This is a genomic window from Azospira sp. MPR-LB4, assembly GCF_058809525.1.
In genome coordinates, this window is record NZ_CM179521.1 from 964738 (window position 1) to 979278 (window position 14541).

General features: G+C 64.7%; 13 protein-coding genes. 11 read left to right on the top strand and 2 right to left on the bottom strand.

The window, feature by feature from the left end; all coding sequences use genetic code 11:
* Positions 1-18: 18 nt before the first annotated feature.
* Positions 19-1416, bottom strand: a complete 1398-nt coding sequence (locus AC3QLZ_RS04390) for a protein kinase domain-containing protein (RefSeq protein WP_014238093.1) — start codon at positions 1414-1416, stop codon at positions 19-21.
* Positions 1417-1561: 145 nt separating this feature from the next.
* Here AC3QLZ_RS04390 and grpE point away from each other — a divergent pair, with 145 nt between their 5' ends.
* The 4 genes from grpE to AC3QLZ_RS04410 all read left to right on the top strand — a co-directional run bounded on the left by grpE (position 1562) and on the right by AC3QLZ_RS04410 (position 6715).
* A complete protein-coding gene (gene grpE / locus AC3QLZ_RS04395; RefSeq protein WP_492783400.1) occupies positions 1562-2119 on the top strand; it encodes a nucleotide exchange factor GrpE in 558 nt (185 codons plus the stop codon).
* A 141-nt stretch (positions 2120-2260) separates the two neighbouring features.
* Positions 2261-4192, top strand: a complete 1932-nt coding sequence (gene dnaK, locus AC3QLZ_RS04400) for a molecular chaperone DnaK (RefSeq protein ID WP_492783401.1) — start codon at positions 2261-2263, stop codon at positions 4190-4192.
* 98 nt (positions 4193-4290) lie between these two features.
* Positions 4291-5430: a molecular chaperone DnaJ gene (gene dnaJ, locus AC3QLZ_RS04405; RefSeq protein ID WP_287873735.1), complete on the top strand. Its 1140-nt coding sequence runs from the start codon at positions 4291-4293 to the stop codon at positions 5428-5430.
* Positions 5431-5569: 139 nt separating this feature from the next.
* Positions 5570-6715, top strand: a complete 1146-nt coding sequence (locus tag AC3QLZ_RS04410) for an ABC transporter substrate-binding protein (protein ID WP_014238097.1) — start codon at positions 5570-5572, stop codon at positions 6713-6715.
* Positions 6716-6813: 98 nt separating this feature from the next.
* On the opposite strand, the gene cysS is transcribed toward AC3QLZ_RS04410, so the two are convergent.
* Positions 6814-8190: a cysteine--tRNA ligase gene (gene cysS / locus AC3QLZ_RS04415; RefSeq protein WP_152088938.1), complete on the bottom strand. Its 1377-nt coding sequence runs from the start codon at positions 8188-8190 to the stop codon at positions 6814-6816.
* Positions 8191-8464: 274 nt separating this feature from the next.
* On the opposite strand from cysS, the gene AC3QLZ_RS04420 reads away from it, so the two are divergent.
* The 7 genes from AC3QLZ_RS04420 to AC3QLZ_RS04450 all read left to right on the top strand — a co-directional run bounded on the left by AC3QLZ_RS04420 (position 8465) and on the right by AC3QLZ_RS04450 (position 14453).
* The gene (locus tag AC3QLZ_RS04420; protein ID WP_014238099.1) at positions 8465-9628 is read left to right on the top strand and encodes a nuclear transport factor 2 family protein; all 1164 of its coding nucleotides are present in this window, start codon (positions 8465-8467) and stop codon (positions 9626-9628) included.
* Entirely contained in the window at positions 9628-10929 is a 1302-nt protein-coding gene (locus AC3QLZ_RS04425; protein WP_014238100.1) for a L,D-transpeptidase family protein, read from the top strand. The genes AC3QLZ_RS04420 and AC3QLZ_RS04425 overlap by 1 nt, the downstream gene beginning before the upstream one ends.
* The gene (locus tag AC3QLZ_RS04430) at positions 10929-11504 is read left to right on the top strand and encodes a peptidylprolyl isomerase (protein ID WP_492783402.1); all 576 of its coding nucleotides are present in this window, start codon (positions 10929-10931) and stop codon (positions 11502-11504) included. The genes AC3QLZ_RS04425 and AC3QLZ_RS04430 overlap by 1 nt, the downstream gene beginning before the upstream one ends.
* Positions 11505-11614: 110 nt before the next feature.
* Entirely contained in the window at positions 11615-12106 is a 492-nt protein-coding gene (locus AC3QLZ_RS04435) for a peptidylprolyl isomerase (RefSeq protein ID WP_014238102.1), read from the top strand.
* A gap of 48 nt (positions 12107-12154) precedes the next feature.
* Positions 12155-12913, top strand: coding sequence for a UDP-2,3-diacylglucosamine diphosphatase (locus AC3QLZ_RS04440; RefSeq protein ID WP_492783403.1), 759 nt, complete (start codon positions 12155-12157; stop codon positions 12911-12913).
* Positions 12914-13199: 286 nt separating this feature from the next.
* The gene (locus tag AC3QLZ_RS04445) at positions 13200-13478 is read left to right on the top strand and encodes a hypothetical protein (protein ID WP_492783404.1); all 279 of its coding nucleotides are present in this window, start codon (positions 13200-13202) and stop codon (positions 13476-13478) included.
* A gap of 9 nt (positions 13479-13487) precedes the next feature.
* Positions 13488-14453, top strand: coding sequence for a TerC family protein (locus tag AC3QLZ_RS04450; protein WP_492783405.1), 966 nt, complete (start codon positions 13488-13490; stop codon positions 14451-14453).
* Positions 14454-14541: the final 88 nt, after the last annotated feature.

The window sequence follows — 14541 nt, forward strand, 5'->3', positions numbered from 1 at the left end:
CCGGCGGCGGTCAGTCCGCTATTCGATGGGCGGCAGCAACTCCAGGTCGCAGTCGAGCTCGGCGTAATCAACGCCGCCGCTGCGGGCACCGCCCCCCTCCACCGCCTTGTCGCCGAAACGGGCCAGGATCTTGTCCGCCTCCCGCAGCCGCTCCACCACCCGGGCCATGAGGGCACGGCGCATGCGCTCGATCAGCTCTTCCGAGGCCAGTTCCAGGGCCGGGCCGCTGACCTCGAGGAATACGGTGGGCTCCAGGGTGACCACGCTGGCACTGCGCTCCGGGCTTTCCGGATGCAGGTAGGCCATTTCCCCCAGCACCTCGCCGGCCCCCAGGCGGCAGATGGCGCGTCCGTCCCGGGAGACTTCGGCATAGCCGCTGACGATGATGCCGAAGCGCCGGTCCTCGTCCCCTTCCCGCATCAACTCCACCTTGGGCGCAATCTCGCGCCAGATGCTGATGCGCAGCACCTCCCACAGTTCCACATCCTCGAAGCTGGCGAAGAAGGGCAGCTGCCGCAGCCGGTCGAAGCGGACCATGTCCCGGGCCGTGTCGTCCTCGTCCAGAATCTGGTAGCGGACGGTGGACAGGTCCTTGGCGAAATCGGCCCCGTTGCGGTAGCGGCTGTAAAGGTCCTTCTCCAGGGCCCGGCGGATGATGCCGTCCATGGCCTCCGGAATGGCCGGATTGAGGGCGCAGACCGAGGGCGTATCCATGTTCACGATCTTGTACATGAGGGCTGCCGACGTGGGGGCCCGGAAAGGCGTGCGGCCGGTGAGCAGCTGGAACAGCACCACCCCGAGGGAATAGAGGTCGGTCTTGTGGTTGAGGGGATAACCCTTGACCTGCTCCGGCGACATGTAGGCCGGCGAACCCACTCCCATGACGAAGGTGGAATCCTTGCCCACGTCCTTCTGCAGATTCAGGGCCAGGCCGAAATCGGTGATCTTGGGATTGTCGTCGGCATCGATGAGGATGTTGGCCGGCTTGATGTCCCGGTGCACCACCCCCTGGCGGAAGGCGTAGTCCAGGGCCAGGCAGCACTTGAAGATGATGCCCACCACCCGGTGCATGGGCAGCAGGCGGTCGATGGCGCAGAACTGGTCCAGGGGCGTGCCATTCACGTACTCCATGACCATGTAGGTGCGCTGCTCCCCATTGACCTCTTCCATCACCGCGTCGAAGACCCGGGTGATGTGAGGATGGTCCAGGCGCCGGGCAATGCTGCCCTCGGTCTGGAACAGCTTCAGCAGGCGCCGCGAGAGGGCCGCATTCTCCCCCCCCAGGCGCATCAGCTTGAGCGCCACCTGACGGCGCGACTCGTCCACGGCCTGCGGGTCCCGGGCCAGATAGACGATGGAGGTGGCTCCCCGTCCCAGTTCCCGGACGACTTCGTAGCGGCCGATGCGTTCCGGCATGGTTCAGTCCCCGCGAGGCGTTTTGGTCTGCATCGGCAGATGCTAGCAAAGCCCCGGCGGGGGCCGGCGGAAATTAATCACGCCCCGGGGCTTGAAATCCCCGAGAGCGCCCCCACGTGGAGAAAAGTTTTTCCGGAGAATCCCCATGCAAGATCAAAACAAGCCTCAGGACCCCCTGGAACTGGGCGGCGATGCCAATGCCCCCGAATCCGTGGCCCAGCCCGCTGCAGGCCAGACCGACACCACCCCGAGCCTGGAAGAGCTGCTGCGCCAGGCCGAACTGAACGCCCAGGAACACCACGACGCCTGGCTGCGGGCCAAGGCCGAGACCGAGAACATGCGTCGCCGGGCCCAGGAAGACATTGCCAAGGCCTCCAAGTTCGCCATCGAGAAATTCGCCGAGAGCCTGCTGCCGGTGAAGGACACCCTGGAAATGGCCCTGGCCGACACCAACCCCGACTCCCTGCGGGTCGGCGTGGACATGACCCTGAAGAACCTCCTCTCCGCCTTCGAGAAATCCGGCGTCAAGGAAGAGAACCCCGTTGGCCAGAAGTTCGACCCCAACAAGCACCAGGCCATCGGCATGGTCGAGTCCGAGCAGGAACCCAACACCGTGGTGAATGTGCTGCAAAAGGGCTACCTCATCGCCGACCGGGTGCTGCGCCCGGCCATGGTCATGGTCGCCAAGGGCAAGGACGCCTGATTTTCGGCAAAAAAGGCTGGAAACAGCCTTGAAATAGCCGACCCCACCCCCATTTGGGGTGCAGAAAGCAATTCGTATTGATTCCGGCGGGTGCGCCGGGCCGAAGGCCCCCACCGCCGCCACTCTGAAAGGACACGAAACATGGGCAAGATCATCGGTATCGACCTGGGCACCACCAACTCCTGCGTCGCCATCATGGAAGGCGGCCAGCCCAAGGTCATCGAAAACTCTGAAGGCACCCGCACCACCCCCTCCATCGTCGCCTATGCCGAAGACGGTGAAGTGCTGTGCGGCGCCCCCGCCAAGCGCCAGGCCGTGACCAACCCGCGCAACACCCTGTTCGCGGTGAAGCGCCTGATCGGTCGCCGCTTCGAGGAAAAGGAAGTGCAGAAGGACATCGCCCTGATGCCCTACAAGATCGTCAAGGCCGACAACGGTGATGCCTGGGTGGACGTGCGCGACAAGAAGATCGCCCCGCCCCAGGTTTCCGCCGAAGTGCTGCGCAAGATGAAGAAGACCGCCGAGGACTACCTGGGCGAGGAAGTGACCGAGGCCGTCATCACCGTGCCCGCCTACTTCAACGACAGCCAGCGCCAGGCCACCAAGGACGCCGGCCGCATCGCCGGTCTGGAAGTGAAGCGCATCATCAACGAACCCACCGCCGCGGCCCTGGCCTTCGGCATGGACAAGAAGCAGGGCGACAAGAAAATCGCCGTGTATGACCTGGGTGGCGGCACTTTCGACATCTCCATCATCGAAATCGCCGAAATCGACGGCGAGCACCAGTTCGAAGTGCTGTCCACCAACGGCGACACCTTCCTCGGCGGCGAAGACTTCGACCAGCGCCTGATCGACTACATCGTCACCGAATTCAAGAAGGAACAGGGCGCCGACCTGTCCAAGGACGTGCTGGCCCTGCAACGCCTGAAGGAAGCCGCCGAAAAGGCCAAGATCGAGCTGTCCTCCTCCCAGCAGACCGAAATCAACCTGCCCTACATCACTGCCGACGCTTCCGGCCCCAAGCACCTGACCCAGAAGATCACCCGGGCCAAGTTCGAATCCCTGGTGGACGACCTGGTGGAACGCACCATCGCTCCCTGCGCCACCGCGCTGAAGGATGCCGGCGTCAAGGTCAGCGACATCGACGACGTGATCCTGGTAGGCGGCCAGTCCCGCATGCCCAAGGTGCAGGACAAGGTGAAGGAGTTCTTCGGCAAGGATCCCCGCAAGGACGTGAACCCGGACGAAGCCGTGGCCGTCGGCGCTGCCATCCAGGGCGGCGTGCTGCAGGGTGAAGTGAAGGACGTGCTGCTGCTGGACGTGACTCCCCTGTCCCTGGGTATCGAAACCCTGGGCGGCATCATGACCAAGCTGATCCAGAAGAACACCACCATCCCGACCAAGGCCAGCCAGGTCTTCTCCACCGCCGACGACAACCAGAACGCCGTGACCATCCACGTGCTGCAGGGTGAGCGGGAAGTGGCTTCCGGCAACAAGAGCCTGGGCCAGTTCAACCTGTCCGACATCCCGCCGGCCCCCCGCGGCATGCCCCAGATCGAAGTCACCTTCGACATCGACGCCAACGGCATCCTGCACGTCTCCGCCAAGGACAAGGCCACCGGCAAGGAAAACAAGATCAAGATCCAGGCCTCCTCCGGCCTCTCCGAGGAAGAAGTGCAACGCATGGTGCGCGATGCCGAGCTGCACGCCGAAGAGGACAAGAAGGTCCATGAGCTGGCCGATGCCCGCAACCAGGCCGACGGCATGGTGCACATGACCAAGAAGTCCCTGACCGAGTACGGCAAGGAGCTGTCCGACGAGGAAAAGGCCGCCATCGAAGCCGCCATCAAGGAAGTGGAAGACGCCGTGCGCGGCACCGACAAGGCCGAGATCGAAGCCAAGACCCAGGCCCTGGCCGCCGCCGCCCAGAAGCTGGGCGAGAAGATGTACGCCCAGCAGCAGGCTGCCGGCGGCGCCCCCGGTGCCGAAGCCGGTGCAGCTTCCGGCGGCGAGAAGACCGTGGAAGGCGACGTGGTGGATGCCGAGTTCACCGAGGTGAAGGACAAGAAGTAATCTCCTCTTCCGGTCCGACCATGGGTCGCAAGGACGTGCAAAGCCAGGCCGGAAGGCCCCTTTGCACGCTTTGCGGCCATGCCTTTTAGAGAGCTGAAATGGCAAAAAAAGATTTTTACGAAGTCCTCGGCGTCAATCGGGATGCCAGCGACGACGAGATCAAGAAGGCCTACCGCAAGCTGGCCATGAAATTCCATCCGGACCGCAATCCGGATAACCCCAAGGCCGAAGAGCAGTTCAAGGAAGCCAAGGAAGCCTACGAGATCCTCTCCGACGGCCAGAAACGGGCTGCCTACGACCAGTACGGCCACGCCGGGGTCGATCCCCAGGCCGGCGGCTTCGGCGGGAGCGGCGGCTTTGGCGGCGGCGGTTTCGGCGATGCCTTCGCCGACATCTTCGGCGACATCTTCGGCGGCCGTGCCGGCGGTGGCGGCGGTGGCCGTTCCAACATCTACCGCGGCGCCGATCTGCGCTACAACCTGGAAATCAGCCTGGAGCAGGCGGCCAAGGGGACGGAAACCAAGATCCGCATCCCCACCATGGAAGTCTGCGACACCTGCAGCGGCTCCGGTGCCAAGAGCGGCACCCAGCCCAAGACCTGCCCCACCTGCCAGGGCAGCGGCCAGGTACGGCTGCAGCAGGGCTTCTTCTCCATCCAGCAGACCTGTCCCAAGTGCCACGGCACCGGCCGCATCATTCCCGACCCCTGCGGCACCTGCCACGGCGCCGGCCGGGTCAAGCAGCACAAGACCCTGTCGGTGAAGATTCCGGCCGGGGTGGACGAAGGCGATCGCATCCGGCTTGCCGGCGAAGGGGAACACGGCGTCAATGGCGGCCCCCCGGGCGACCTTTACGTGCAGATCCACCTCAAGGCCCACTCCGTCTTCCAGCGGGACCACAACGACCTGCATTGCGAGATGCCCATCAGCTTCACCACCGCCGCCCTGGGCGGGGAAATCGAAATCCCCACCCTGGACGGTGCCGCCAAGATCAAGATCCCGGCGGAAACCCAGTCGGGCAAGGTCTTCCGCCTGCGCGGCAAGGGCATCAAGGGCGTGCGCAGCCATGTGCACGGCGACCTGCTGTGCCACGTGGTGGTGGAAACCCCGGTCAATCTCACCGAGCGCCAGAAGGAACTGCTGCGGGAACTGGAGGAGATCAGCCAGGGCGATTCCGCCAACCACAATCCGAAAGCCCAGAGCTGGATGGACAAGGTGAAGGATTTCTTCGGGCAGTAGTCCCGGAGACAAACCAGGGCGGCCTCCGGGCCGCCTTTTTTTCGGGCCGCAAAGCCAGGCGGCGTCTTGCAATCCGGCCCGACCAATGCCATAGTCCTCCCCCACAACACACCACAAAATGACGCTCAAGGAGGGAAAAATGAAGCGCTTTCGTCACCGTCTGGCATCCCTGTTAATGGCCTCCTGCGCCCTGCTGTCCGGCGCCGCCATGGCAGAGAACGGGGTCACCGACAGCACCATCACCCTCGGCATGTCCGCCCCCTTCTCCGGCCCCAACGGCATCTACGGCACGGAAATGCGGGAAAGCATCACCGCCTACTTCGAGCAGATCAACAAGGGCGGCGGCATCAACGGCCGCAAGCTGGAACTGGTTTCCCTGGACGACGGCTACGAGACCGACCGGGCCGTGGCCAATACCAAGAAGCTGATCCACGACGAAAAGGCCTTCGCCCTGCTGGCCTTCTACGGCTCCTCCCCCACCACTGCCGCCATGGAAGTGTTCTCCGGCGCCAAGGTGCCCCTGGTGGGCACCATCTCCGGCGCCGAAACCCTGCGCAACCCGGTGAACCGCTACATGTTCAACGTGCGCGCCAGCTATGCCAACGAAACCGATGCCATCGTCAGCCAGCTGGCCTCCCTCGGCCTGAAGAACATCGCCGTCTTCTACCAGAACGACGGCTTCGGCAAGTCCGGCTTGGACGGCGTCACCGCCGCCCTGAAGAAGCACGGCCTGGCCCCCTCCGCCGTCGGCACCGTGGAACGCAATTCCCTGGACGTGGCCAAGGCGGTGGAAGCCATTTCCAAGGTCACGCCCCAGGCCGTGATCATGGTCACCCTGTACAAGCCCACCGCCGAGTTCGTGCGCCAGATGCGCAAGCACGGCCAGAACCCCCAGTTCATGACCCTCTCCCCGGTGGGCGCCGACCTGCTGGTGAAGGAACTGGGCAACGACGCCCGGGGCATCGGCATCTCCCAGGTCATGCCCTATCCCTGGAACGACTCCAACCCCCTGGTGCGGGAATACCGCAAGCTGATGACCACCATGGGCAAGCAGAGCCAGTCTCCCTACTACGGCGTCGAGGGCTATGCCATGGCCAAGGTCATGGTGGAAGGCATCAAGCGAGCCGGCAAGGACCTCACCCGGGACAAGCTGACCACGGCCCTGGAAAGCATGGGCAGCTATGACCTGGGCGGCTACCGGGTCAGCTACTCCACCAGCGACCACAACGGTTCCCGCTTCGTGGACCTGACGGTGATCGGCAACGGCGGCAAGGTCCTGCGCTAGACCGACCAAGCATAGAAAAAGCCCGCCGATGGCGGGCTTTTTTGTTTCCCCCGTTCCCGACGGGAGGCGGATACGAAAGAGCGGAAGACGGCCCGGCTTCAGGCCCTGCGCCAGGTGGTGCCCTGGGCGGAGTCCTCGAGCACGATGCCGGCAGCCAGCAGTTCGGCCCGCAGACGGTCGGCCTCGGCAAAGTTCTTCGCCTTCTTGGCATCGATGCGGGCCTGGATGCGGGCCTCGATCTCCGCCGGGCTGAGGCCATCGGCCGCATCCGGCGTGGCGCCCTGCAGGAAGGCCTGGGGATCGCGCTGCAGCAGCCCCAGCACCCCGGCCAGGGCCTTCAGCTGGGCCGCCACGGCTGAGTCCTTGCTGCGATTGGCCTCGTTAGCCAGGTCGAACAGCACCGCCAGGGCTTCCGGCGTGTTGAAGTCGTCGTCCATGGCCGCCTGGAAGCGCTGGGCATGGGCCTCGTTCCAGTCCACCGCCACCGCTTCCGCCGGCGCCGCCTTGAGGGCGGTGTACAACCGGGTCAGGGCCTGCCGGGCGTCGTCCAGATGGGCGTCGGAATAGTTGAGGGGGCTGCGGTAGTGGGCGCGCAGGATGAAGAAGCGCACCACTTCGGCGTCGTACTTCTTCAGCACGTCGCGGATGGTGAAGAAGTTGCCCAGGGACTTGGACATCTTCTCGTCGTCCACTCGCACGAAGCCGTTGTGCATCCAGTAATTGACGAAGGTGCAACCGTGGGCCCCTTCGGACTGGGCAATCTCGTTCTCGTGATGGGGGAACTGCAGATCCTGGCCGCCGCCGTGGATGTCGAAATGCTTGCCCAGCAAATCGGAGCTCATGGCCGAGCACTCGATGTGCCAGCCGGGACGGCCGGCGCCCCAGGGGGATTCCCAGGCGGGCTCACCTGCCTTGGCGTGCTTCCACAGCACGAAGTCCAGGGGGTCCTGCTTGGCCGAATCCACTTCCACCCGCTCGCCGGCCCGCAGGTCGTCCAGGGACTTGCCGGAGAGGCGGCCGTAACCGGGGAACTTGCGCACCGAGAAATTCACGTCGCCGTCGGCGGCCTTGTAGGCCAGGCCGTTGGCTTCCAGCTGGCCGATGAGACCCAGCATCTGGGGCACGTACTCGGTGGCCCGGGGTTCGTGGGTGGGCTTCTGCACGCCCAGGGCGGCGGCATCCTCATCCATGGCCGCGATGAAGCGGTCGGTCAGCTGGCCGATGGTCTCGCCGTTTTCCACGGCCCGGCGGATGATCTTGTCGTCGATGTCGGTGATGTTGCGGACGTAGGTCACGTCCAGACCGCTGGCCCGCAGCCAGCGATAGACGGCATCGAATACCACCAGCACCCGGGCGTGGCCCAGGTGGCAGAAATCGTAAACCGTCATGCCGCAGACATACATTTTCACCTTGCCGGCTTCAATGGGGACGAATTCCTGCTTTTCCCGGGCGATGGTGTTATAGATTTTCAGCATGGGCAGAAAGAAAAATGGGGATTATCGGATGGGCAAAAGAAAGGGCGGGAGCTTACCCGCCCGACGGCAGGCCTGGACACAAGCGGCAACTGCCGTGGAACCCGGGAGGCGGACGGCACCGAAATTCACCAGGTCGATGGCCCGGCAACTTCGCTCCGGCGCCCTTCTTTGTTAGAATCGGGCAGTTTTGCGAAAAGCCTGAAAAAAGCCGTTCGGCGTTCGCTTCGGCATATGCAAAACACCGTCAAATCGTCCGAGAGAGTATAACACAACGATGGGTTCCCACTTTTCGCCAGCTGCCCGCCTGCCGCGCCATTCCAGCCGTTCCCGGCTGCTTCCGGCCCTGCTGATCGGCGCCCTGATCGGGCTCGGTTCCGCCAACATTTCCCTGGCGGCCGACGTTGCCATCACCGATATCCAGAAGATGGTCAGACAGGGACAGAACGCCCAGGCCCTGGAAAAAGTGGATGCCTACATCGCCACCCGTCCCAAGGACGCCCAGGGACGCTTCCTGCGCGGCATCATTCTCACCGAGCTGAATCGCAACAATGAGGCCATCGCGGTCTTCACCAAGCTCACCGAGGATTTCCCGGAACTGCCGGAGCCCTACAACAACCTGGCCGTGCTCTACGCCCAGCAGAAGCAGTACGACAAGGCCCGCACCGCCCTGGAAATGGCCATCCGCACCCATCCTTCCTACGCCGTGGCCCACGAGAACCTGGGCGACGTCTATGCCAAGCTGGCCAGCCAGGCCTACGACAAGGCGCTGCAACTGGACTCCTCCAATGCCCACGCCCAGTCCAAGCTGTCCCTGATCCGCGAAATGATCGGCTCTTCCCGGGCTCCCGGCGGCAAGGTACCCGCTGCCGCCGCGCCTGCTGCCGCTCCGACGCCTGCCCCCGCCCCGGCTCCTGCTGCCGCCCCGGCGCCGACCCCGGCTCCCGCCCCCGTCCCGGCCGCTGCTGCGGCCAAGGCACCGGAAGCGGCCAAGGGCACGCCGGCCAAGGTCACCGTGCTGGACAAGCCGGAGAAGGAAAAGCCCGCCGCCGAACCGGCCAAGGCCGAAAAGCCCGCTCCTGCAGCCGCCAAGGCTGAAGCCGCCGACGAAGGCGCCGTCACCAAGGCCGTGCAGAACTGGGCAGCCGCCTGGTCGCGCAAGGACGTGAAGGGCTATCTCTCCTTCTACGCCCCCGATTTCCAGGCCCCCGGCGGCAACCGCAAGGCCTGGGAGAAGGAACGAGCCAGCCGTATCGACAAGCCTGGCAAGCTGCAGGTATCGGTCGAGGACATCAAGGTCAGCCAGAACGGCGACAAGGCCACGGTGCGCTTCAAGCAGAATTACACCTCCGCCACGCTCAAATCCTCCGCCGCCAAGACCCTCGTGCTGCAGCGTAGCGGTGGCAAATGGCTGATCCAGCAGGAAAAAGTAGGTAGCTGATGTCCTTGATGTACACCCGGGGCAACTCCGGCCGGCGCTTCCGCCGCACCGTAGTTGCCCTGATCGTTTTGGTTGCCGCCGGCGCCGCCTGGAAGGCCAATGCCCTGTGGCGCTACAAGCACGGCAACGGCAGCAGCGAGGCCGACCTTTCCCTGCCGGCCGACGGCGCCACCTATTCCGATTCCGGCGCCGGCCTGCAAGGCCCGGAGCCCATGCTGGCGCGCATTTTCGACGAGATCGAACGCAACCGCCTGGACAAGGCCCTGATCCTCACCGACACCCTGCTGGAGCGCTTTCCCAAGTTCCGCCTGGGCCACCTGATCAAGGGCGACCTGCTGCTGGCCCGTACCCGGCCCCTGGAAACCTTCGGCAACGCCCCCGGCGCCCCCCAGGACAAGCTGGCGGACCTGCGGGCCGAGGCCATGGTGCGTCTGCGCGGCTACAAGGACAAGCCCCAGGCCGACGCGGTGCCCCGCTACCTGATGCAGATGGTGCCGGAGCAGAAGTACGCGGTGGTGGTGGACACCCAGAAATCCCGGCTCTACCTCTACGAGAACGACCTGAAGGCCGGCCGCCCCCGCTTTGTCGCCGACTACTACATCACCCAGGGCAAGCTGGGCGCCGAGAAATTCCGCGAAGGCGACAAGAAGACCCCCATCGGCGTCTACCACGTCACCTCCAGCCTGCCCCGGGAGAAGCTGGCCGATCTCTACGGCAGCGGCGCCTTCCCCATCAACTACCCCAACGAGTGGGACAAGCAGCAGGGCCGCAACGGCCACGGCATCTGGCTGCACGGCACCCCCTCGGACACCTTCTCCCGCCCGCCCCGGGCCTCCGACGGCTGCGTCGTGCTTGCCAATCCGGACCTGGACGCCCTGGCCAAGAACCTGCAGGTGGGCCTGACCCCGGTGATCATCAGCAATTCCGTGGAATGGCTGTCCCTGGACGACTGGAACAAGGAACGGAACGAACTGAACAAGAAGATCGACGCCTGGCGGACCGACTGGGAGAGCAAGGATGTGGACAAGTTCCTCTCCCACTACTCCGCCAGCTTCAAGAACGGCCAGCAGAACCTGGCGGATTTCGCCCAGCAGAAGCGCCAGGTCAACGCCAGCAAGGAATGGATCAAGGTCAAGCTGACCGGCATGTCCATGTTCCGCGCCCCGGACAAGGAAGACTACGTGGTGGTCACCTTCGAACAGGACTACCGCAGCAACAACCTCAACAACCAGATGAAGAAACGCCAATACTGGGTGCGGGAAAACGGCACCTGGAAAATCATCTACGAAGGAGCCGCCTGATGTTCAAATCCCTGCACCGCGCCGCCACCGGCCTGCTGCTGGCCCTGGTCGCCCCCCTGGCCCTGGCCGCCAATCCCCAGGTGGAAATCCAGACCAACCAGGGGCGCATCGTCCTCGAGCTGTATGCGGACAAGGCGCCCAAGACCGTGGACAACTTCCTGCAATACACCAAGGACGGCTTCTACGACGGCACCATCTTCCACCGGGTCATCGACGGCTTCATGATCCAGGGCGGCGGCTTCACCCCGGACATGATCCAGAAGGCCACCCGGGCGCCCATCGAGAACGAGGCCAAGAACGGCCTGAAGAACGACATCGGCACCATCGCCATGGCCCGCACCAACAATCCCCACTCCGCCACGGCCCAGTTCTTCATCAATCTGGTGGACAACCGCAACCTGGACTATCCCTCCTTCGACGGCTGGGGCTACACCGTCTTCGGCAAGGTGCGCGAAGGCATCGACGTGGTGAAGAAGATCGGCCAGGTGCGCACCGGCAACCAGGGCGGGCACCAGAACGTCCCCGCCTCCCCGGTGGTGATCCAGTCCGTCAAGCTGCTCCCGGAAAAGAAATAAACCCGGCGGGCCCGTCCCGCCGCCCTCACCCCCGGCCCCTCGTTGCGAGGGCGAGGGGCAATTCGGGCGTCGCCAGCGGCGGCGTCCACCCAGCATCGAAAGGCAAGCTCATGATCAAACTGCACACCAACTTCGGCGTCATCGGCCTGGAACTGGATGCCGAAAAGGCCCCGGAAACCGTGAAGAACTTCATTTCCTACGTGGAAGCCGGCCACTACGACAACACCATCTTCCACCGGGTCATCAACGGCTTCATGATCCAGGGCGGCGGCTTCGAGCCCGGCATGAAGCAGAAGGACACCCAGGCCCCGATCAAGAATGAGGCCGACAACGGCCTGAAGAACGACGTCTACACCATCGCCATGGCCCGCACCAACGATCCCCATTCCGCCACGGCCCAGTTCTTCATCAACGTCAAGAACAACGACTTCCTCAACCACACCTCCCCCTCCGCCAGCGGCTGGGGCTACTGCGTCTTCGGCAAGGTGGTCGAAGGCACCGAGGTGGTGGATCAGATCAAGGGCGTCAAGACCGGCCGCAGCGGCTTCCACCAGGACGTGCCGGTGGAAGACGTGATCATCGAACGCGCTGAAGTCGTCTAAGCAGCCCGCCGTACCGGGGCGCGAGCCATCATCACACCCTCGCGCCCCATGCTCTACTTCATCTCCGACCTCCACCTCTCGCCGGCAGTCCCGGGCATCACCGCCCTCTTCCTCGACTTCCTGGCCTCCCTGCCCGGCCGCCAGGCCAGCAGCCTCTACATCCTCGGCGACTTCTTCGACCACTGGGTCGGCGACGACGACTGCACCGATCCCTACAACGCCCGCATCATCGCCGCCCTGCGCCAGGCCGCCGACCAGGGCATCGAACTCAATCTGCTGCACGGCAACCGGGACTTCCTCCTGGGTCAGGACTTCGCCACCGCCGCCGGCCTGCGCCTGCTGCCCGACCCCTATGTGCTGTCCGTGGTCACCTGGCAGTTCGTCCTCAGCCACGGCGACATCCTGTGCACCGACGACAGGGACTACCAGGACTTCCGCGCCCAGGTGCGCGGCGCGGCCTGGCAGGGCGAGTTCCTGGCCAAACCCCTGGCGGAACGCAAGGCCATCGCCGCCGCCCTGCGCCAGCGCTCCGAAACCATCAAGGCGGAAAAACGGGACGGCGCCGACTACCTGATGGACGTCAACGCCGCCACGGTGGAAGACTTCCTGCGCGACAACGGCTACGCCACCCTGATCCACGGCCACACCCACCGCCCGGACCGCCACGACCACATCGTGGACGGCATCCATTGCGAGCGCTGGGTCCTCGCCGACTGGCGCCAGGACGCCAGCCGGGCCTGGGGCGACTGCCTGGTGTGGGACGGCGAGACCCTGCAGCGGGAAAGCCTGCAACGTCCCCTGGCCTGATCCGCCACGGGGCGGCCTGCGTAATAACCACAAGCCCCTCGGGGTTGACCAAAGCGCCCATCCCCCGTAAATTCAACTCCGCGATCCCACGAAGGGGAGTAGCTGAACCGCCGGAAGTCGTCAGTACGGGAATGAAAGTTCCCCGGCCCGGTGGGTGGTTCCAGAGGCGCAACATCCAGAGCGCCGACGCAACCCAAGCGAGACCTTTGCCGCCAACGGCAAAGGTTTTTTGCGTTTACGGGCGGCGAGGATCGGTTAATCTCGATCTTATGCAAAAGGAACCGTCATGAAAAAGCTGCTCTCGCTCCTCTTCTTCAAGCTCCGTCTGGCCCTCCTGGCCGGCATCGGACGCTTCGTCATCCTCCCCATTTTCAAGGCCCTCTTCTCAGCCATTGTCCGCCGCCTGGCGCGCCAGGCCGACACCGTGCGCCGCGCCCAGGCAGAAGCGGAACCGGCCTTCGCGCCGGCCTACGCCCGGGCCTCCAGCGCTCCCCGCCAGCCCGTCACCCTGAACGGGGAATGGCGCCGCATCGACCCGGCCGGCGACCGCCGGCAGAACTGGTAAGGAGGCGCCATGGCTGAAAGCATCGGCAACCTGTGGTGGTGGGTCGGCTTTGCCGTCTTCGTCGTCGTCGCCATCGTGGTGGACCTGGTGGCCCTGGAAAAGAAGGGAGGCCGGGCCGTTACCGCCCGCCAGGCCCTGGCCTGGTCGGCCCTGTGGGTAAGCCTGGCCCTCATTTTCTGCGCCATTCTGTGGGGTTGGCTGGACCACAGCGTGGGCCGGGAAGTGGCCAACCTGAAGGCCACCGAGTTCCTCACCGGCTACCTGATCGAGAAATCCCTGTCGGTGGACAACATCTTCGTCTTCCTGATGATCTTCACCGCCTTCGTGGTACCGGCGGAGCAGCAGAAGAAGGCCCTCATCGTCGGCGTCATCCTGGCCGTGGTGCTGCGGGCCGTCATGATCCTCATCGGCGCCTGGCTGATTTCCCAGTTCAGCTGGATCCTCTACGTCTTCGGCGCCTTCCTGCTCGTCACCGGCATCAAGATGGCCCTGCCCGGCGAGCATGAGCCGGACATCGAACAGAATCCGGTGCTCAAGTGGATGCGCGGCCACCTGAAGATCCTGCCCCAGTACGATGGCGACCGGCTGTCGGTGTGGAAGGACGGGGTGCGCTGGTTCACGCCCCTGTTCGTGGTGGTGGTGCTGATCGGGGTCACCGACGTGATCTTCGCCGTGGATTCCATTCCGGCCATCTTCGCCGTGACCACGGACCCCTTCATCGTCATGACCTCCAACATCTTCGCCATCCTCGGCCTGCGGGCCCTGTACTTCCTGCTGGCGGACATGGCCTCCCGCTTTCACCTGCTCAAGTACGGCCTGGCGGCGGTGCTGTGCTTCATCGGCGTGAAGATGTTGATCGTCAAGTGGTTCCACATCCCGGTGTTCGCCTCCCTGGGCGCCGTGGCCGGCATCCTGGCGGTCTCCATCGTCGCCTCCCTGCTGCGGCCGGAGCAAGCCACGGCCGGGAATCGGTAGCAGGAGGGGCCTGGCTAGGCGTGCCGCCGCAGGCAGTACACGGAGTACGGCAAGGCGGCACAACGACGCCAGGCACCTGCTGATGCCG

Excerpts from the sequence above, each read along its gene's own strand:
- AC3QLZ_RS04420 (WP_014238099.1), top strand. The coding sequence starts at position 8,465 with ATGGGTTCCCACTTTTCGCCAGCTGCCCGCCTGCCGCGCCATTCCAGC.
- dnaK (WP_492783401.1), top strand. The coding sequence starts at position 2,261 with ATGGGCAAGATCATCGGTATCGACCTGGGCACCACCAACTCCTGCGTC.
- dnaJ (WP_287873735.1), top strand. The coding sequence starts at position 4,291 with ATGGCAAAAAAAGATTTTTACGAAGTCCTCGGCGTCAATCGGGATGCC.
- AC3QLZ_RS04445 (WP_492783404.1), top strand. The coding sequence starts at position 13,200 with ATGAAAAAGCTGCTCTCGCTCCTCTTCTTCAAGCTCCGTCTGGCCCTC.
- AC3QLZ_RS04450 (WP_492783405.1), top strand. The coding sequence starts at position 13,488 with ATGGCTGAAAGCATCGGCAACCTGTGGTGGTGGGTCGGCTTTGCCGTC.
- AC3QLZ_RS04425 (WP_014238100.1), top strand. The coding sequence starts at position 9,628 with ATGTCCTTGATGTACACCCGGGGCAACTCCGGCCGGCGCTTCCGCCGC.
- AC3QLZ_RS04390 (WP_014238093.1), bottom strand. The coding sequence starts at position 1,416 with ATGCCGGAACGCATCGGCCGCTACGAAGTCGTCCGGGAACTGGGACGG.
- AC3QLZ_RS04430 (WP_492783402.1), top strand. The coding sequence starts at position 10,929 with ATGTTCAAATCCCTGCACCGCGCCGCCACCGGCCTGCTGCTGGCCCTG.
- AC3QLZ_RS04435 (WP_014238102.1), top strand. The coding sequence starts at position 11,615 with ATGATCAAACTGCACACCAACTTCGGCGTCATCGGCCTGGAACTGGAT.
- AC3QLZ_RS04410 (WP_014238097.1), top strand. The coding sequence starts at position 5,570 with ATGAAGCGCTTTCGTCACCGTCTGGCATCCCTGTTAATGGCCTCCTGC.
- cysS (WP_152088938.1), bottom strand. The coding sequence starts at position 8,190 with ATGCTGAAAATCTATAACACCATCGCCCGGGAAAAGCAGGAATTCGTC.
- grpE (WP_492783400.1), top strand. The coding sequence starts at position 1,562 with ATGCAAGATCAAAACAAGCCTCAGGACCCCCTGGAACTGGGCGGCGAT.
- AC3QLZ_RS04440 (WP_492783403.1), top strand. The coding sequence starts at position 12,155 with ATGCTCTACTTCATCTCCGACCTCCACCTCTCGCCGGCAGTCCCGGGC.